This is a genomic window from Bradyrhizobium sp. 2S1 (assembly GCF_011516625.5).
In the GTDB taxonomy this organism is placed as follows: domain Bacteria; phylum Pseudomonadota; class Alphaproteobacteria; order Rhizobiales; family Xanthobacteraceae; genus Bradyrhizobium; species Bradyrhizobium septentrionale.
Genome location: NZ_CP147717.1, coordinates 2,781,203 through 2,799,266, shown reverse-complemented (window position 1 = coordinate 2,799,266; position 18,064 = coordinate 2,781,203). Strand labels below are relative to the sequence as shown.

At 65.1% G+C, this 18,064-nt stretch carries 15 protein-coding genes; 9 read left to right on the top strand and 6 right to left on the bottom strand.

Features of this window, described 5'->3' with window-relative positions; translation table 11 throughout:
• Window positions 1-268: 268 nt before the first annotated feature.
• Window positions 269-1,612: an IS1380 family transposase gene (locus HAP54_RS13240; RefSeq protein ID WP_166300510.1), complete on the bottom strand. Its 1,344-nt coding sequence runs from the start codon at window positions 1,610-1,612 to the stop codon at window positions 269-271.
• Between the two features lie 162 nt (window positions 1,613-1,774).
• On the opposite strand from HAP54_RS13240, the gene HAP54_RS13235 reads away from it, so the two are divergent.
• From HAP54_RS13235 to HAP54_RS13225, 3 genes are all read left to right on the top strand, one after another.
• A complete protein-coding gene (locus HAP54_RS13235; protein ID WP_166300508.1) occupies window positions 1,775-3,304 on the top strand; it encodes a malonate--CoA ligase in 1,530 nt (509 codons plus the stop codon).
• 26 nt (window positions 3,305-3,330) lie between these two features.
• On the top strand, window positions 3,331-3,834 hold the full coding sequence (locus tag HAP54_RS13230) for a hypothetical protein (protein ID WP_166300506.1): 504 nt from the start codon (window positions 3,331-3,333) through the stop codon (window positions 3,832-3,834).
• Between the two features lie 148 nt (window positions 3,835-3,982).
• Complete coding sequence (locus HAP54_RS13225; RefSeq protein WP_166300505.1) at window positions 3,983-4,471, top strand: hypothetical protein; 489 nt, start codon at window positions 3,983-3,985, stop codon at window positions 4,469-4,471.
• A 6-nt stretch (window positions 4,472-4,477) separates the two neighbouring features.
• Here the strand turns inward: HAP54_RS13225 and HAP54_RS13220 are convergent, their stop codons facing one another.
• Together HAP54_RS13220 and HAP54_RS13215 are read right to left on the bottom strand one after the other, a co-directional pair.
• Window positions 4,478-5,338, bottom strand: coding sequence for a sulfite exporter TauE/SafE family protein (locus HAP54_RS13220; RefSeq protein WP_166300503.1), 861 nt, complete (start codon window positions 5,336-5,338; stop codon window positions 4,478-4,480).
• Between the two features lie 11 nt (window positions 5,339-5,349).
• Complete coding sequence (locus tag HAP54_RS13215) at window positions 5,350-5,595, bottom strand: hypothetical protein (RefSeq protein WP_166300501.1); 246 nt, start codon at window positions 5,593-5,595, stop codon at window positions 5,350-5,352.
• Between the two features lie 122 nt (window positions 5,596-5,717).
• On the opposite strand from HAP54_RS13215, the gene HAP54_RS13210 reads away from it, so the two are divergent.
• The 5 genes from HAP54_RS13210 (at window position 5,718) to HAP54_RS13190 (ending at window position 10,300) form a co-directional block, all read left to right on the top strand.
• Window positions 5,718-6,620, top strand: coding sequence for a LysR family transcriptional regulator (locus tag HAP54_RS13210; protein ID WP_248114504.1), 903 nt, complete (start codon window positions 5,718-5,720; stop codon window positions 6,618-6,620).
• Window positions 6,621-6,866: 246 nt separating this feature from the next.
• Complete coding sequence (gene sdhC, locus HAP54_RS13205; protein ID WP_044540759.1) at window positions 6,867-7,265, top strand: succinate dehydrogenase, cytochrome b556 subunit; 399 nt, start codon at window positions 6,867-6,869, stop codon at window positions 7,263-7,265.
• Window positions 7,266-7,279: 14 nt separating this feature from the next.
• Window positions 7,280-7,654, top strand: a complete 375-nt coding sequence (gene sdhD, locus HAP54_RS13200) for a succinate dehydrogenase, hydrophobic membrane anchor protein (protein WP_085964893.1) — start codon at window positions 7,280-7,282, stop codon at window positions 7,652-7,654.
• 3 nt (window positions 7,655-7,657) lie between these two features.
• Window positions 7,658-9,496, top strand: a complete 1,839-nt coding sequence (sdhA, locus tag HAP54_RS13195; protein WP_029081256.1) for a succinate dehydrogenase flavoprotein subunit — start codon at window positions 7,658-7,660, stop codon at window positions 9,494-9,496.
• 18 nt (window positions 9,497-9,514) lie between these two features.
• Complete coding sequence (locus HAP54_RS13190) at window positions 9,515-10,300, top strand: succinate dehydrogenase iron-sulfur subunit (protein ID WP_166300497.1); 786 nt, start codon at window positions 9,515-9,517, stop codon at window positions 10,298-10,300.
• A gap of 28 nt (window positions 10,301-10,328) precedes the next feature.
• Here the strand turns inward: HAP54_RS13190 and HAP54_RS13185 are convergent, their stop codons facing one another.
• From HAP54_RS13185 to HAP54_RS13175, 3 genes are all read right to left on the bottom strand, one after another.
• A complete protein-coding gene (locus HAP54_RS13185; protein ID WP_166300495.1) occupies window positions 10,329-13,079 on the bottom strand; it encodes a bifunctional acetate--CoA ligase family protein/GNAT family N-acetyltransferase in 2,751 nt (916 codons plus the stop codon).
• Window positions 13,080-13,178: 99 nt separating this feature from the next.
• Window positions 13,179-15,053, bottom strand: coding sequence for a ferrous iron transporter B (gene feoB / locus HAP54_RS13180; RefSeq protein WP_166300494.1), 1,875 nt, complete (start codon window positions 15,051-15,053; stop codon window positions 13,179-13,181).
• A complete protein-coding gene (locus HAP54_RS13175) occupies window positions 15,050-15,337 on the bottom strand; it encodes a FeoA family protein (protein WP_166300492.1) in 288 nt (95 codons plus the stop codon). Before HAP54_RS13175 ends, feoB begins: the two co-directional genes overlap by 4 nt.
• Before the next feature lie 333 nt (window positions 15,338-15,670).
• Here HAP54_RS13175 and HAP54_RS13170 point away from each other — a divergent pair, with 333 nt between their 5' ends.
• The gene (locus HAP54_RS13170; RefSeq protein ID WP_166300490.1) at window positions 15,671-17,737 is read left to right on the top strand and encodes a hybrid sensor histidine kinase/response regulator; all 2,067 of its coding nucleotides are present in this window, start codon (window positions 15,671-15,673) and stop codon (window positions 17,735-17,737) included.
• The last annotated feature ends 327 nt before the right edge of the window (window positions 17,738-18,064 follow it).

Sequence of the window (18,064 nt, the reverse complement as noted above, 5' to 3'; positions counted from 1 at the left end):
GGGGCACTAGCGAATCTAATTAATCTAGTGCCGCTTATCGATTTGAAGTTCCTAGTAGGACTCGCGGCGCCTGGCTAGGAACTTCAAATCGGCGGCACTAGCCCGTCCTATTCGTGAGAGTGCGTTTTTTTAGTCCGATTGATGTGGCCGCACATCTGCTCTGACGAGGCGCGCGGGATTGCCTTCGGCTTTTCACCGCCTGACGACCGGTACTTTGCAACGCGCTTGAGGTGTAGGTTGGGCGAACGGGGGGCGGACGCCCCGCCGGTCAAGGACCGAGCGGCAGCAGCGCGCTTGGCAAGCCGCGGATCAGGTCGGCTTCGGGACATGCCGCGGCAAACGCAAGGCGAATGCGGCTCGTGGTCTCGACGACACGGGCAGCGAGTTTCAAGAGACGAAGACGCAGCGTCGCGAACTCGGCTGTGGCCAATTCCCGGGCTTTGGGAATCGCGTCGCGCACGGTCAGCATCAGCCAATAAGCGGCGGTGTGGAGAACGAGGCGGACTTGATTGGCGAGCGCCGAACGGCAGCTGGTGCGATCGGAGGCGAGCTGTGTCTTATGCAGCTTGATCAGATTCTCGGCTTGGCCGCGCGCGCAATACAGGCTGTCGTAGATCCACTCGGCCGAGCCGACATCGAGGCTGGTGACGACGAAACGGATGTCGAGGCCGAGCATCGTCGCCTCAATACGGGCGACGGTACGCCGTTCGCGATCCCAGGACTTGGCCTTGTGGCGCGTCTCGGTATAGCCACGCAGAACCGGCAGGTTCTCGATGGCGCGTCGCGTGCGGATGTCGTCGGCGGCCTCGTCGACTTTTCTGGCGAGCGGCTTGGTGCCGGACAGACCGAAGATGTAGTCGATGCCGTTGGTCTCGCACCACGCCATTGCCTCCGGCCGGGCATAGTGCCCGTCGCCACGGAACGTAATTCGCGTGTTGTGCCACCGCGTCCGGATATGCCGTATCAGGCGGCGCAGGTGGGCCCGCACCTCGACGCCGCCCGGCGTCTTGCCGGGCCGCAGCACGACCGCCACGGGCCGGCTCTTCTCCGTGTCGTAGACGTGGATCGGCAGGAAGCAGCGTTCGTCATAATGAGCGTTGAACAGCGAGAGCTGCTGATGGCCGTGGACGACATCGCAGGTATCATCGATGTCAAGCGTGACGGATGCCGGCTCGCGCGGGTAGCTATCCATCCATGCGTCGACCAAAGTGTAGGTCAGTCGGATCACGTCGCGCAGGCGCGGAGCATTCTCCAGCCGCGACAGCGTCGGTTGGGAACACAGATCGCGACCCGTGTCCGGCAGCCGTCCGCAGGCCAGCTTGAATGCGGGATCGGACCGCAGATGATCGAGGTCGTCGGCGTCCTCGTAGCCGCAGCAGATCGCGAACATGCGCGCGCGGAACATATCGACAAGGCTGTGCACGACCCGCGTCGGATCGCGCCGATCCGGGAACACCCGGGCCAAATTGTCGGCCAAGCCGAGACGCCGCTCGGCCATCGCCAGAAGCATCACGCCCCCGTTCGAGGTCAGCCGACCGCCATCGAAGGCAGCTGTGACTTTCCTGGCGTGAACGGCTGGAAACGAGAAGGGCAGAATCGTATCATCGATCATGGCGGGCGTGGTGTTCGCGGCTGAAGGTGATGGGGTTGGCTTTGCAGCCGAATCCTACGCCGCATCAGCGCTTTACACCACGCTCGCCAGCCTCTCAGGCGCCCTCTGACGAATAAGACGGGCTAGCCTTTCCGGCTCTTTCGCCCCTCGGGGAATGTTTGCATGAACACGACCACCAACGCCAACCTGTTTTCCCGCCTGTTCGACGGCCTCGACGACCCCAATCGGCTGGCGATCGAGCAGCTCGACGGCAGCCGCATCTCCTATGGCGACCTGATCGCGCGGACCGGCCAGATGGCGAACGTGCTGGTTGAGCGCGGCGTCAAGCCGGGCGACCGCGTCGCGGCGCAGACCGAGAAATCGGTTTCGGCTCTGGTGCTCTACCTCGCCACCGTGCGCGCTGGCGGCGTCTATTTGCCGCTCAACACCGCCTACACGCTGAACGAGCTCGAATACTTCATCAGCGACGCCGAGCCGTCGCTGGTGGTCTGCGATCCCGCCAAGCTCGAAGGCATCAAGGCGATCGCCGCCAAGGTGGGCGCCAAAGTCGAGACGCTGGATACCGGCGGCAAGGGCTCGCTGACCGAGGCCACCGACAAGGCTCGTAAGGAATTCACCACCGTGCCGCGCGGCAATGACGACCTCGCCGCCATCCTCTACACGTCAGGCACCACCGGCCGTTCCAAGGGCGCGATGCTGTCGCACGACAATCTGGCCTCGAACTCCTACTCGCTGGTCGACTACTGGCGCTTCACCGACAAGGACGTGCTGATCCACGCGCTGCCGATCTATCACACCCACGGCCTGTTCGTGGCGAGCAACGTGACGCTGTTCTCACGCGCCTCGATGATCTTCCTGCCGAAGTTCGATCCGGACCTGATCATCAAGCTGATGGCCCGCGCCACCGTGATGATGGGCGTGCCGACCTTCTACACCCGCCTGTTGCAGAACCCCGGCCTGAACAAGGACGCGACGAAGCACATGCGGCTGTTCATCTCGGGCTCCGCGCCGCTGCTCGCCGACACCCATCGCGAATGGTCGGAGCGCACCGGCCATGCCGTGCTCGAGCGCTACGGCATGACCGAAACCAACATGAACACAAGCAACCCCTATGACGGCGACCGTGTGCCCGGCGCGGTCGGCTTCGCGCTGCCCGGCGTCTCGGTGCGGGTCACCGATCCCGAGACCGGCAAGGAGCTCGCGCCCGAGACCATCGGCATGATCGAGGTCAAGGGCCCGAACGTGTTCCAGGGCTACTGGCGCATGCCGGAGAAGACCAAGGCCGAATTCCGCGGCGACGGCTTCTTCATCACCGGCGATCTCGGCAAGATCGACGGCAGGGGCTACGTCCACATCCTCGGCCGCGGCAAGGATCTCGTGATCTCCGGCGGCTTCAACGTCTACCCGAAGGAAATCGAGAGCGAGATCGACGCCATGCCCGGCGTAATCGAATCCGCAGTGATCGGCGTGCCGCATGCCGATTTCGGCGAAGGCGTCACCGCCGTGCTGGTCTGCAGCAGGGGCGCCGATGTCAGCGAAGCCTCGGTGCTGAAGGCGCTCGACGGGCGGCTCGCCAAATTCAAGATGCCCAAGCGCGTCTTCGTCGTCGACGAACTGCCGCGCAATGCGATGGGCAAGGTGCAGAAGAACATTCTGCGCGATACGTATAAGGATATTTATTCGAAGGCGTAAGGGGCGCGACGATGTCGCGATAACCGATGAACCGCAAAGAGGCTATTCGGTTGAGTGACCAGCTCATCATCGCCAACGAGGCGATGATGAAAGCCCGAACGGCTATTGCAGAACTCGGAAAAGAGGAGCAACTCGAATTCGACGGCCCGCTCTTCGAGCTTCTGGTTGAGCCGCAATGGCAAGTGATGGTGCCGCTTTACGAAAAATTCCCTGATTTGCTGCCGTCGGGGCTTCTTGAGGAATTGCCTATCCCCGCCCCCACCTCCGACGTGGCATGGAGCGATGTAAAATTGCCGCGTGCCGCCACCACAGCAGCGCTCGATGACCTCCTCATGTCGCTTCTGGAGCCATACTGGCAAAAGGCCGCATTGGTTCTGCTCAAAGGCACCAACCGTTGCGAAGAGCTGGGATTGCCGTTCACCTACCGCATGATGGCAGCACGTTTGCGATACCTATGGGATACCGGTCGAATCGAAAGTGAGGGTGACCTCCGTTCTCCGGCCCACAGCCAAGTTCGGCTGCAGGATTAGCGCGTCGTTTCGTAGCCCGATGGAACGAAGCGAAATCCGGGACCACTCTATCAGCTGCGAGAACCCCGGATTGCGCTTCGCTCCGTCCGGGCTACGCGCTGCGGGATAAGTGCAAGGATATTTACAGGACGCGGTGAGGGGACCCCCAATGGATCGAGAGCAGGCGGCCGAACTGAAAAAACGCCTACTGAACGTGGGCCAAGCACTCGATCGTACGTTCATGGCCATGGGGCAAATCGACAAGGGCGAGCGAGACGCCTTGTTGGAGCATTTCAACGAACTCCACGAAATCGTCTACCGAAAGCTGTTGGTGGGGATCTATGCCCAGCATCCGGACCTCAAACCTCTACCCAGGCCCCCGCATCTCTTCAGCGAGGTGACATGGAGCGAGGTGCTTCTCCCGCCGTCGGTGACCGAAGATCAACTGGACGAAGTCATCTTCTCGCTTTTGAAGTCCCGCTGGCGGAAAGTCGTGGCGTTCGTGACCGATGTAGAAAAACGCTTCAAGGAACTCGGTTGGACCATCACCTATGAGGCGACGGCGGCCCGATTGCAGGTGCTCTCTGATTTGGATCGTATCGAGAGCGCTGGCGATCTGCGATACTGGGGTAATAGCGAAGTACGGTTGAAGGACTGACTCCGGCTAGTGTCCGCCGACGAGGCTGATCACGAACCGCCCGCCGACGATGAAGAGATAGGCGCCGAAGGCCATCTCCAGCGCCCGCTTCGACAGCGCATGCGCCACCTTCACGCCGAGCGGCGCGGTGACCAGCGTGGTCGGCATCACCAGCAGCGCGCCGATCAGCGAGACATAGCCGAGCGCGAAGGGCAGCTGCAGCGCAGTCACATCGGGGAAGCGCGCGGCGACGGGCCAGCCGGCATAGACATAACCCAGAGCACCCGGGATCGAGATCAACACCGCAAGCGCCGAGGAGGTCGCGACCGCCTGATGGATCGGGCGGCCGTAGAAGGTCATCAAGAGATTGGCGAACAGGCCGCCGCCGATACCCATCAGCGTCGACAGCAGGCCGACGAAGAAGCCATAGACGCGCATCAGGAAACCTTTCGGCACGTCGTCGCCGAACTTCCAGGTCTCGCGCGCCAATAGCAGCCGCGCGGCCGCCGACCAGGCCACCATCACGAACACGATCTTGAACAGCCGCTCCGGCGCAAACCGCGCGGTGACGCTGCCGGCGGCGACGCCGATCACGATCGCCAGCCACCAGCGCTTCAATATTTCCATGTCGACCGCGCCGCGGCGATAGTGGGCGCGGAACGAGCTCAGCGAGGTCGGGATGATGATCGCGAGCGACGTGCCGATGCACAGCGGCATCCGCACCTCGAGCGGCACGCCGGCGAGGCGAAAGCATTCGTAAAACACCGGCACCAGGATCGCGCCGCCGCCGATGCCGAATAGGCCGGCGAGAAACCCGGACAGCGCTCCGACCGCGATCAGCAGCAGCGCAAGCTCGAGCAGTTCCTTGGGATCGAGGCCGGCCATCATCCTTCCCGTCGTCAGGAGGCGTTCGCGTCAGTGCGGTCGGCCAGCCACAACGTGACCAACGCTGCCAACGGAGCAGCCGCAATCAAAGCAAAGCGGAGTGGGTTTGAAGGCGTTGCGCCCTGCATCAGCAACGCCAGGACGTCGACTAGCAGGCCGGCGCACGAGAAAACAAGCAGGATGGCCGGATCGTCGGCACTGGCACGGCGGGCAGTTCTGCGCCGTTCAAGGGAATTCGGATGGAGGGACGTTGAGGCCATGTCGCGCTCCTCAAATCGTGGAGCGGACAGACTAGACCCTTCTCAAACGCGGGAGTATTGCTCCAGATGAGCAGGCTCTCTTGCGAAATGCGGAAGGATCGGGATTGGACCAGCTTGCGGCGATGGCGGCCTTTGTCCGCGCGGTCGATACCGGCAGCCTGTCGGCGGCGGCGCGCTCGCTGCCGAGCTCGCTGACCGCGGTGAGCCGCCAGATCAGCGCCCTGGAGGAGCATTTCGGCACCCGCCTGCTGCTGCGCACCACCCGCCAGCTCGCACTCACCGACGACGGCCGCATCCTCTACGAGCGCGCGAAATCGATTCTCGGCGAAGTCAGGGAGATCGAGGCGACGCTGGCGCGCGACCCGCACCAGCCATCGGGTCGGATTCGGATCAGCTCACCGAGCCTGATCGGGCGGCTCGTGATCGCGCCGCTGCTCAACGAGTTTCTGCGCCGTTATCCCGCTGTTGCCGTCGACCTGCTGTTGATCGACCGCGCCGTCGATATGGTCGACGAGGACATCCATCTGGCTGTTCGCATCGGCCGCTTGCGCGACTCGCAGCTGGTCGCGCGCAAGCTCACCGATCTCCAGATGATCGTGTGCGCATCGCCGGACTATCTGGCGCAGCGCGGCGAGCCGCGGACGCCGGGCGATCTTTCAACGCATGACTGCCTGGTGTTTTCCGATTCGCCTGGCAGCGCGGAGTGGCGCTTTGCCGACGGCTCGAAGACGGGTCGCAAATTCCGCATATCCGGTCGGCTCTGGATGAATAGCCTCGACGCGCTGGTTGGTGCAGCGCGGGATGGTGCGGGCATCGTTCGTGTGCCGTCGTGGCAGGTGCAGTCCGATCTCGCGAGCGGCCGGTTGCAACGGCTGCTGATCGACCATGAGCCGGCGCCGACGCCGCTGCATCTGATGCTTCAGCCGTCGCGCCTGGCATCGCCTAAGATCAGGGCATTCGTCGATTATCTGGTGGAACAGTGGGGCAAAATCGACGCGTTCCGGAGCCCGTCAGCGCGCAGCTAATGGTCTCCCGCCGCACGCAGATATTATGATTCACTTCTTGGTTCATCACGCCTTGCATCTGGTATACCACACTACGGATCAATCAGAATTCGGCAAGTCTAACAATGAACTTCGGTTCGACCGAAGGCTATTTGACCGTTGCGCGGGCTGATCCGACTCCGTAAATAGAACACCTCTACCGCGTTCCCCGATGGGCCGGCCGCGGTCCCTCACACCATGCGGTCCCTCACACCATAAAGCCCGCCGATGACCGCCAGGATCGAACGACCGCTTTCACCCCATTTGCAGACCTACCGGTGGACGCTGACGATGGCGCTGTCCATCGTCCACCGCGCCACAGGTGTGGCCCTCTATTTCGGCACCCTGCTGCTCGCCTGGTGGCTGATCGCAGCCGCCTCCGGCCCCACCGCCTATGCCAATGTCCAGGCCTTCACCGGCAGCGTGATCGGCAAGCTGATCGTGTTCGGCTACACGTGGGCGCTGATGCACCATCTGTGCAGCGGCATCCGGCATTTCGTCTGGGATCTCGGCTACGGCTTCAAGGCCAATGAGCGCGAAGCGCTGACCTGGGGTGCGCTGGTTGCCGGCATTGCGCTGACCGTGCTGGTCTGGATCATTGCCTATGCCGTTGGAGGTGGACGATGAGCGGCCCCTCTTCGATGCGCACGCCGCTGGAGCGCGTCCGCGGCCTCGGCTCCGCGCATACCGGCACCGGCGATTTCTGGCGCCAGCGCCTCACCGCGGTTGCGATGACGCTGCTGATCGTTCCGGTGATCGTCGTGGTGATCACGCTGATCGGCCGCAACCATGCCGGCGCGGCGCAGATCCTCGGCTCGATCCCGATCGCCATCATCCTGCTGCTCTTCATCATCGCCAGCACCTGGCACATGAAGATCGGCATGCAGGTCGTGATCGAAGACTACATCCACAACGAGAAGCTGAAGATCGCCAGCGTAATGGCGAACAACTTCTTCTGCGTCGCGGTCGCATTGGCCTCGATCTACGCAATCCTCAAATTGTCGTCGGGAGTATAACCCATGGCCGGTGAAGGAAACGGCAAGGCCACCAACGGTGGCCCGGCCACGAACGGCAAGGCCTACCCGATCCAGGACCACACCTACGACGTCGTCGTGGTCGGCGCCGGCGGCGCGGGCCTGCGCGCCGTGGTCGGCTGCTCGGAAGCGGGCCTGCGCACCGCCTGCATCACCAAGGTGTTCCCGACCCGCTCGCACACCGTTGCGGCGCAGGGCGGCATCTCGGCCTCGCTCGGCAACATGCACCAGGACGACTGGCGCTGGCACATGTACGACACCGTGAAGGGGTCGGACTGGCTCGGCGACCAGGACGCGATCGAATACATGGTGCGCAACGCGCCCGACGCGGTCTACGAGCTCGAGCATTGGGGCGTGCCGTTCTCGCGCACCGAGGAGGGCAAGATCTATCAGCGCCCGTTCGGCGGCATGACCATCGATTTCGGCAAGGGCCAGGCGCAGCGCACCTGCGCCGCCGCCGACCGCACCGGCCACGCCATGCTGCACACGATGTATGGCCAGTCGCTGCGACACTCGGCCGAGTTCTTCATCGAATTCTTCGCCATCGACCTGATCATGGACGACCAGGGCGTCTGCCGCGGCGTCATCGCGCTCAAGCTCGACGACGGCACGCTGCATCGCTTCCGCGCCCAGACCACGATCCTGGCGACCGGCGGCTATGGCCGCGCCTACGCCTCCTGCACCTCGGCGCACACCTGCACCGGTGACGGCGGCGGCATGGTGCTGCGCGCCGGCCTGCCGCTGCAGGACATGGAGTTCGTCCAGTTCCATCCGACCGGCATCTACGGCTCGGGTTGCCTCGTCACCGAGGGCGCCCGCGGCGAAGGCGGTTATCTCGTCAACTCCGAAGGCGAGCGCTTCATGGAGCGCTACGCGCCGTCGGCCAAGGACCTCGCCTCGCGCGACGTCGTCTCGCGCGCGATGACGATCGAGATCCGCGAAGGCCGCGGCGTCGGCAAGAAGAAGGATCACATCTTCCTGCACCTCGATCACCTCGATCCGAAGGTGCTGCATGAGCGGCTCCCGGGCATTTCCGAATCGGCGAAGATTTTCGCCAATGTCGACGTCACCCGCGAGCCGATTCCGATCGTGCCGACCGTGCACTACAACATGGGCGGCATTGCCACGAACTATCACGCCGAGGTGCTGACCAAGCGCAACGGCGACGACAATTCGGTGGTGCCGGGCCTGATGGCGATCGGCGAAGCCGCCTGCGTCTCGGTGCACGGCGCCAACCGCCTCGGCTCCAACTCGCTGATCGACCTCGTGGTGTTCGGCCGCGCCGCGGCGCTGCGCCTTGCCGACAAGCTGACGGCGAACGCCAAGCAGCCGGAACTGCCGAAGGATTCGTCCGACCTCGCACTCGGCCGGCTCGATCACTTCCGTCATGCCTCCGGCGGCACGCCGACCGCGAAGCTGCGCGACAGCATGCAGCATGTGATGCAGAACAATTGCGCGGTGTTCCGCACCGGCGACGTGCTGCAGGAAGGCCAGAACCTGATCCACAAGGTCTATGGCGGCGTCGGCGACATCTCGGTTTCGGACCGCTCGCTAGTGTGGAATTCCGATCTGATCGAGACGCTGGAATTCGACAATCTGATCGTGCAGGCGATCGTGACGATGGATTCGGCGGCCAACCGCACCGAGAGCCGCGGCGCGCATGCCCGCGAGGACTTCTCCGCGCGCGACGACAAGAACTGGATGAAGCACACGCTGACCTGGATCGATCCGGCCGGCAAGACGGCGATCGATTATCGTCCCGTCCACGACTACACGATGACCAACGACGTGCAGTACATCCCGCCGAAGGCGCGGGTCTACTGAGAACGAAGGCGAGCAAGCATGGTTGAATTCGCACTTCCGAAGAATTCGAAGATTTCCGGCGGCAAGACCTGGCCGAAGCCGGCCGGCGCCACCGAGACGCGCGAATTCCGCGTCTACCGCTGGAATCCGGACGACGGCAAGAATCCGAGTGTCGACACTTACTATGTCGACACCCATGATTGCGGCCCGATGGTGCTGGACGGTCTGATCTGGATCAAGAACCACATCGACCCGACGCTGACCTTCCGCCGCTCCTGCCGCGAAGGCGTCTGCGGCTCCTGCGCGATGAACATCGACGGCCAGAACACGCTGGCCTGCACCAAGTCGATGCACGACGTCGGCGCCGGCGGCGCGGTCAAGGTCAATCCGCTGCCGCACCAGCCGGTGGTGAAGGACCTCGTCCCCGACCTCACCAATTTCTACGCCCAGTATGCCTCGATCGAGCCGTGGCTGAAGACCACGACGCCGACGCCGCAGAAGGAGTGGAGGCAGAGCCACGAGGATCGCGAGAAGCTCGACGGTCTCTACGAGTGCATCCTGTGCGCCTGCTGCTCGACCTCCTGCCCGAGCTATTGGTGGAACAGCGAACGCTTCCTCGGCCCCGCCGCGCTGCTGCAGGCGACCCGCTGGGTCACCGACTCCCGCGACGAGGCGACCGGCGAGCGGCTCGACAATCTCGAGGATCCGTTCCGCCTCTATCGCTGCCACACCATCATGAACTGCGCCAAGGCGTGCCCGAAGGGCCTCAACCCTTCCGAAGCGATCGCCGAGCTCAAGTTCAAGCTGGTCGAACGCCAGATCTGATCCGACACGGCCGCGGCCGGCGCTGTTATCAGCGGCCGGCCGCAGCAGACCGGATCAGGATGTCGGCGCCGACGGCATCGACGCCGGGTCGATCGAGATCGAGCACGACATCGACAATGCTGTGATCGTCCGGATCCATCGTGACGGTGAAGCCGAGATCGCGGCACATCCCGATCATCGTGGTGTTCTCGGTCAGCACCTGGCCGGACAGCCGCTTCAACCCCTCCGACTTCGCGTAGTGGATCAGCAGCTGCATCAGCGCCCAGCCTAGCCCTTTGCCCTTGAGATCGGACTGCAGCAGGATCGCGTATTCGGCGTTCTGGTACAGCGAGTCCGAATGCAGCCGGACCGCGCCCATCATCTCGCCGGTGTTCGGATCCAGCGCCACGAACGCCATCGCGCGCGCATAATCGAGCTGGGTCAGGCGCGCGATGAACGCGTGCGAGAATTCCTTCATCGCATGGAAGAAGCGCAGCCGGAGATCTTCGGCCGTCACGCGCTTGAAGAACTCGCCGACCATCGGCTCGTCCTCCGGCCGCATCGGGCGCACCGTGACGCGCGAGCCGTCGCGTAACGCGAGCTCGCCCTCCCATTGCGACGGATAGGGCCGCACCGCGAGCCGTGTCTGGCCGGCAAACAGCCGCGCCGGCTTGCGGATCGCCACCCGCGCATCGAGCGCCAGCACGCCGCTCTCGTCCGCCAGCATCGGATTGATATCGAGCTCGGCGACCTCGGGAATGTCGGCCGCCATCTGCGCCAGCTTGACAAGGGTGAGCGGCACCACATCGATTGGGACGGCCGGCACATCGCGATAGCCGCCGAGCAACCGCGAGACGCGGGTGCGTCCGACCAGCTCACGCGCCAGATTCATGTCGAGCGGCGGCAGCGCCAGCGCCTTGTCGTTGATCACCTCGACCGCGGGGCCGCCGCGGCCGAACACGATCACCGGACCGAAGGTCGGATCGTCGGCAATGCCGAGGATCAGCTCGCGCGCCGCGCGCCGCACGATCATCGGCTGGATCGTCACGCCCTGCAGCTTCGCATCGGGCCGCGCACTCCGTGCACGCTCCATGACCGTCCGCGCGGCTTCGACGACGCTCTCCTTCGTGCGCAGATCGCGAATGACCCCACCGACGTCGGAGGCGTGGCGAATGTCGCGCGAGAACACCCTGACCACGATCGCGCGCCCCTCTGCAAGCAACGGCGCCGCCTTCTCGGCGGCATCCTCGGCGCTCTCAGCGACGATGGTCGTCACGATCGGAATGCCATAGGCCTCGAACAGCGCGACGATCTCGGGCGGATCGAGCCAGGCGCGTCCCTCCGACAAGGCCTTTACGACCACATGCCGCGCCGCCGCGGTCTCCGGCATGAACGCCGATGCGATACCCGGCGGGATCGCGGCGAGCGCGGTGGAGGCGTCGCGATAGCGCACGAGATACATGAAGGCGCGCACCGCATCATCCTCAGTTGGGAAATGCGGGATGCGGGCGGCCTCGAAGATCGCGCCGGTGCGCTCGTCGGCGCCGACCCACGCCGCAAGCACCAGGGCCGCGACCGCACTCCGCTTCGTCCTGCGGTCACGAACGCACTGCGCCACCGCCTCGGCAATGCCCTCGGCCGGCGCCACCGCCATTTCCACATTCGCGACCAGCACCGCATCGCTGTTGGCGTCATCGAGCAGCGCATTGAGCGCCACCACGTAGCGGGCGGCATCCGCATCGCCGGCGATGTCGACGGGATTGGCGCACGACCAGCCTGGCGGCAGCTCCTTGTCGAGCCGCGCAATCGTCTCCGCCGTCAATGTCGCGGGAACGCCGCCGAGCTCGGCCAGCCGGTCGGTCGCGAGGATGCCGAGCCCGCCGCCATTGGTCAGGATCGCCAGCCGGTTGCCGCGCGGCACGAAGCCGCGGCCGAGCAGCTCGGCGCAGTCGAACAGCTGGCGAAGGTCGTAGACCCGCAGCATGCCGGCGCGACGGAACGCGGCGTCATAGACCGCATCCGAGCCGGCCAGCGCGCCGGTGTGGGTCGCGGCCGCTCTCGCGCCCTGCGCCATCCGTCCCGACTTGACGACGATGACCGGCTTCAACCGCGCCGCGGCGCGCGCCGCCGACATGAACTTGCGCGCGTCCTTGACGGCCTCGAGGTAGATCAGGATCGCGCTGGTATGATCGTCGAGCGCGAAATAATCGAGCAGATCGGCGACGTCGACATCGAGCTGGTCGCCGATCGAGGCGATGCCGGAGAAGCCGAGCCGCCGCTCCGCCGCCCATTCGATCATCGCCGCTGCGACCGCGCCGGACTGCGAGATCAGGGCGACGTGCCCGTCGGACGGCTGATGCGCTGCAAAGCTCGCATTGAGCTTCGCATGCGGCACCATGATGCCCATGCAATTGGGCCCGATCAGGCGCATGCCATGCCGCCGCGCCGTCTGCTCCGTGGTCTCGGCGAGGGAACCCGCGCCGTGACCGAGACCGGCCGACAGGATCGCCGCACCGGCGACGCCGGCGAGCCCGGCCTCTGCCACGATCTCCGGGACCGCCGTCGCCGGTGCGCTGATGACGACAAGATCCGGTACGAACGGCAGCGACTTCAGGTCCGGAACGGTCGGCTCGCCGTCGACATCGGCATACTGCCGATTGACCACCCCGACGCGGCCGGTGAAGCCGCTCGCCTTGACGTTTCGCTGCACCGCCGCGCCGAGCGACGACGGTCGCGGGCTGCCGCCGACGATCGCGATGCTTCGCGGCGAAAATGCCCGCTCCAGGCCGAACGTCGACATGCGTGGTCTCGCAGGAACAAGCGGACGCCGGTAGCGCGCCCGCGAATGAACTCTACTTCGTCATTCGGCCAGTTGCACCCATTGAGCCGGACAGGCCCGTTAGTGCAGACCCAGCGCCTGCGCCAGGTTGAAGGTCAGGGAACTCGCGACATAGGCCAGCGCGAGCATGTAGATGAACGTCACCACCATCCACTTCGCGCTGCCGGTCTCGCGGCGGATCACCGCCAGCGTCGAGGCGCATTGCGGGGCGAAGATGTACCAGACCAGCAGCGACAGTGCGGTCGCCAGCGTCCATTTCTGCGCCAGCACCTGGCCGATCTGGTCCGCCGCCTCCTTGCCGCCCTCGATCGAATAGACGGTGCCGAGCGCCGCGACCGCGACCTCGCGCGCCGCCATGCCCGGGATCAGCGCCACCGCGATCTGCCAGTTGAAGCCGATCGGCCGCAGCAGCGGCTCGAGCGCATGGCCGATCATCGCCGCAAAGCTGTAGTTGATCGCCGGCCCTTCGGCGCCTGTGGGCGCCTGCGGGAACGACGCCAGGAACCAGATCAGCACCATCATCGAGAGAATCGTGGTGCCGGCGCGGTACAGGAACATCTTGGCGCGGGTGAACACGCCGATCGCGATGCTGCGCAGCCGCGGCACCTTGTAGTCGGGCAATTCCAGCATGAACGGCGCCGGCGCATGGTCGCGCCACATCAAGAACTTTGCGATCGCCGAGACCGTCAGCGCGCTGGTGATGCCGGCGGCATAGAGGCCGAACATCACGAGACCCTGCAGATTGACGAAACCCCACACCGTGGTCGACGGAACGAAGGCGGAGATGATCAGCGTGTAGACCGGAATCCGCGCCGAGCAGGTCATCAGCGGCGCGATCAGGATCGTGGTCAGGCGGTCGCGCCTGTTGTCGATCACCCGCGTCGCCATAATGCCGGGAATCGCGCAGGCAAAGCTCGACAGCAGCGGAATGAAGGCGCGGCCGTGCAGCCCGGCGCCGCCCATGATGCGGTCCATCAGGAACGCGGCGCGCGCCATGTAGCCGAAATCTTCCAAGAGCAGGATGAACAGGAAAATGATGATGATCTGCGGCAGGAACACGATCACGCTGCCGACGCCGGAGATCACACCGTTCTGCAGGAAGCTCTGCAGCAGGCCCCAACTCTCGGGCAGCACGCCGTGAATCAATTGCCCGAGCGCGGCAAAACTGTCCGACAGCAATTCCATCGCCGGCTGCGCCCAGGTGAACACCGCCTGGAACATCACGAACAGGATCACGGCCAGGATCACGAGACCCCAGACCGGATGCAGCACGACGGAATCGATCCGCGTCGTCAGCGTGTCGGGCTTGGCCGGCAGCGTCACGGCGGCGGCGATGATGCGGTCCGCCTCGCGCTGCGCCGCCTTGAGGTCGGCAATCGTCGGCGTGGTCCACTCGCTGGCCGCCGCTTCATGCGACCGGGCCAGGAATTCGTCGGTCCGCTTCAAGAGCTCGTCGACGCCGCCCTTGCGCACCGCGACCGAGGTCACGATCGGCAAGCCCAGCTCCTGCGACATGCGATCGATGTCGATCGTCACGCCGCGGCGCTTCGCGATGTCGATCATGTTGAGCACGAGCATCATCGGCCGGCCGACGCGCTTCAGCTCGAGCACGAGCCGCAAGGTCAGCCGCAGGTTGGTGGCGTCAGCGACGCAGAGCACGAGATCGGGCACCTCTTCGCCGTCGAAGCGGCCGAGCACGATGTCGCGGGTGATCTCCTCGTCCGGGCTGCGGCCGCGCAGCGAATAGGTGCCGGGCAGGTCGAGCACGGTGACGCTGCGGCCCTCCGGCGTGACGAAGCCGCCGGATTTGCGCTCGACCGTGACGCCGGGATAATTGGCGACCTTCTGGCTGCTGCCGGTCAACCGGTTGAACAGCGAGGTCTTGCCGGTGTTCGGGGCACCGACCAGCGCCAGACGCAGGGATGCAGTGGTCATTCGACGATCACAGCCATGGCTTCGCTCCGGCGCAGCGCGATCGTGATGTTGTCCACGCGCACCGCGATCGGATCCCGTCGGATCGTGCCCTCATGCAGGATTTCCACGCGCGCGCCCTCGACAAAACCCATCTCGACCAGGCGCTGCTCCAGCTCCTGCGGAGACAGCGATGAGCCCGTCACGAGCGCATCGAGCCTGATGATCTTTCCGACAAAACCGCGATCCGCATGTCCGAGCCGGACGTCCTGAAGATTATCCTGGGAGCTGTTTGGATCGCCTGTCATGCGGCCTGTGTTTCAGCAGGTAGTCACAGGGTCAAGCGTTTGCCCGTGAGAGGTTTTAGAACTCCTAAAAACAGCGTCGGGAAGCGTCATCCGGGTCGATTTTCCGCTTGACTGCCGACGAGGCGCTAACGGGTCCGTGATGTCGCCGGGCGGCATCGGCCCGGCGCCGCCCCGAACGCAAGCCGGCGCCCGCTTGATCGAACCGCCTCGGCCTGCGTTGCCCTTGAGCGGCCGCGGCACGGCGAAAGCGCCCCGGCGCCACACCGCAAGGCGGGGTTTCGCTTCCTCCGGCGCAACGGTTTGCGTTAAGGTCCGCAAGGAGCCGGAGCGCCCGTGCCGACTGCACAACGCAATTCGCTGAGACTGCTGCGATGGATGATGGCCGCCGCGCTGGCCCTTCCGCTGGCGCTGTTCGCGTTCGCCTCCGCGATGTCCCGGATCTCGATCAATGAGGCCGCCGACCAGGAAATCCAGCGCACGCTTGATGTCGCCCACGAGCACGCGCTCAAGGTGTTCGAGACCATCGACCGCAGCCTGGCCGAGGTCGCCGAGGCGCTTCCCCAGGTGAAATCGATCTGGGTGTTCGACGCCAACGGCCGCGCCCTGGTCAACAGCCTGGTGCAGCCGGTCCCCGACATCGATTTCTCGGACCGAGAATACTTCCGGATCCATGCTCCGGGCGACATCGGCACCTATATCGGCGAGGTGCTGACGCCGCGGCCGCCCTATCTGGGCTCGCGGTTCTTCAGCGTCGGCCGGCGGCGCAACAACGAGGACGGCAGCTTTGCCGGCGTGATCCAGGCCTCCGTGCTTCCGGAATATTTCGTCAATTTCTACGCGCGGATCGGCCGCGAGCCCGGCAGCTTCCTGGCGCTGATCCGGACCGACGGTGCGGTGCTGGCGCACTTCCCCGTCGTCGACCGCAACGTCAGGTTCGAGCCGGGCGGGCCGCTCGGGCGGCAGATCGTCGCCAATCCCGAGGCCGGCGCCATGACGATCCAGTCCCCGGCCGACGGCGTCGAACGGCGCATGCGCTATCAGCGGCTGGCCGAATACCCGATCTATGTCAGCGCCGGCCTCGAAACCTCGGCGATCCAGTCGCGCTGGATGTCGACCATGGCCCAGCACCTGATCTTCGGGATTCCGGCCACCGCGTTGCTGTTCGGCCTGCTCGCGCTCGCCTTCCGGCGCACCCAGCGCCTGCAGGAGGAGGCCAACCGGCGGATCGAGGCCGAGGACGCGCTGCGGCACGGCCAGCGGCTGGAGGCGCTCGGCCAACTCACTGGCGGCGTCGCGCATGATTTCAACAATCTGCTGACCGTGATCCGCGCCTCGGTCGACATGTTGCGGCGGCCGGACCTGCCGGAGCCGCGGCGGCAGCGCTACATCGACGCGATCTCCAACACCGTGAACCGCGCCGCCAAGCTGACCAACCAGCTGCTCGCATTCGCGCGCCGGCAGACCCTCAAGCCCGAGGTGTTCGACGCCAGCCAGAATGTGCGGACCCTGAGCGAGATGATCGCGACCCTGATCGGCTCGCGCATCGAGATCACAGCGCAGGTGCCGGACGAAACCTGTCTCGTCAACGCCGACGCCGGTCAGTTCGAGACCGCGATCATCAACATGGCGGTCAATGCACGCGACGCCATGGACGGCGTCGGCCGGCTCACGATCGCGGTCCGCCCGGTCAACAGCCTGCCGTCCGGCGCAGCGAACCCGCCGAGCCCGCACGGCCATGTCGCGGTGTCGGTAGCCGACACCGGCGTCGGCATTCCGCAGGATCTGTTCGGCCGCATCTTCGAGCCGTTTTACACCACCAAGGAAATCGGCCAGGGCACCGGCCTCGGCCTGTCGCAGGTGTTCGGCTTTGCCAAGCAATCCGGCGGCGAGGTCACCGTCACCAGCGACGTCGGCAAGGGCTCGACATTCACGCTGTATCTGCCGCGTGTCGTCGGCGAGCACCGCCCGCAATCGCTGCGCACCGAGGATGCGCCTTCGGTCGATCGGACCGCGGCGTCGGTCTTGATCGTCGAGGACAACGTCGAGGTCGGAAAGTTCGCCGCCGACACGCTGACCCAGCTTGGCTGCACCTGCGTGCTGGTGGAGAACGCCACCCACGCCTTGGAAGAGCTTGCCGTCGACCCCGACAGGTTCGACCTCGTGTTCACCGACGTCGTGATGCCCGGCATGAGCGGCATCGAGCTCGCGGGGGAGATCCGCCGGCAGGGCCTCGATCTGCCGATCGTGCTCGCCTCCGGCTACAGTCAGGTGCTGTCGCAGCAGGGCAGCGGCGGCTTCGAGCTGCTGCAGAAGCCCTATTCGGCCGAGCAGCTCGCGCGCGTGCTGCACAAGGCCGCGCGCTCGCGCCGGCTGCGACGCGACCAGGCGCCGGCTTCGTGAGGCTGTACGATAGGTTCTCGAATCCGCTGCCACAGAATCGGTGTCGTCGCCCGGCTTGCCGCCTTCGCTAAAGCTTCGGCGTGCCTGGGATTCGTGGCCTCGTCGAAGCCTTGGCGTAGACGGGACCGGGCGATCCAGTAATCCAGAGGCGCCGATGCTTGAGCCGAGAGGCTGCGGCGTACTGGATCGCCCGGTCGAGCCGGGCGATGACAGATGTAGTGGGGATGCAGCTTTGCATTCTCGCGACATGATTTGTCCGAGTCATGCTCTTCGTTCCGTCCTCTCGTTTGTCGCAGCGCTTCTCCGTCACTTCGCGAAGCGCATGGC

Excerpts from the sequence above, each read along its gene's own strand:
- HAP54_RS13240 (WP_166300510.1), bottom strand. The coding sequence starts at position 1,612 with ATGATCGATGATACGATTCTGCCCTTCTCGTTTCCAGCCGTTCACGCC.
- HAP54_RS13235 (WP_166300508.1), top strand. The coding sequence starts at position 1,775 with ATGAACACGACCACCAACGCCAACCTGTTTTCCCGCCTGTTCGACGGC.
- HAP54_RS13230 (WP_166300506.1), top strand. The coding sequence starts at position 3,331 with ATGAACCGCAAAGAGGCTATTCGGTTGAGTGACCAGCTCATCATCGCC.
- HAP54_RS13225 (WP_166300505.1), top strand. The coding sequence starts at position 3,983 with ATGGATCGAGAGCAGGCGGCCGAACTGAAAAAACGCCTACTGAACGTG.
- HAP54_RS13220 (WP_166300503.1), bottom strand. The coding sequence starts at position 5,338 with ATGATGGCCGGCCTCGATCCCAAGGAACTGCTCGAGCTTGCGCTGCTG.
- HAP54_RS13215 (WP_166300501.1), bottom strand. The coding sequence starts at position 5,595 with ATGGCCTCAACGTCCCTCCATCCGAATTCCCTTGAACGGCGCAGAACT.
- HAP54_RS13210 (WP_248114504.1), top strand. The coding sequence starts at position 5,718 with ATGGCGGCCTTTGTCCGCGCGGTCGATACCGGCAGCCTGTCGGCGGCG.
- sdhC (WP_044540759.1), top strand. The coding sequence starts at position 6,867 with ATGACCGCCAGGATCGAACGACCGCTTTCACCCCATTTGCAGACCTAC.
- sdhD (WP_085964893.1), top strand. The coding sequence starts at position 7,280 with ATGCGCACGCCGCTGGAGCGCGTCCGCGGCCTCGGCTCCGCGCATACC.
- sdhA (WP_029081256.1), top strand. The coding sequence starts at position 7,658 with ATGGCCGGTGAAGGAAACGGCAAGGCCACCAACGGTGGCCCGGCCACG.
- HAP54_RS13190 (WP_166300497.1), top strand. The coding sequence starts at position 9,515 with ATGGTTGAATTCGCACTTCCGAAGAATTCGAAGATTTCCGGCGGCAAG.
- HAP54_RS13185 (WP_166300495.1), bottom strand. The coding sequence starts at position 13,079 with ATGTCGACGTTCGGCCTGGAGCGGGCATTTTCGCCGCGAAGCATCGCG.
- feoB (WP_166300494.1), bottom strand. The coding sequence starts at position 15,053 with ATGACCACTGCATCCCTGCGTCTGGCGCTGGTCGGTGCCCCGAACACC.
- HAP54_RS13175 (WP_166300492.1), bottom strand. The coding sequence starts at position 15,337 with ATGACAGGCGATCCAAACAGCTCCCAGGATAATCTTCAGGACGTCCGG.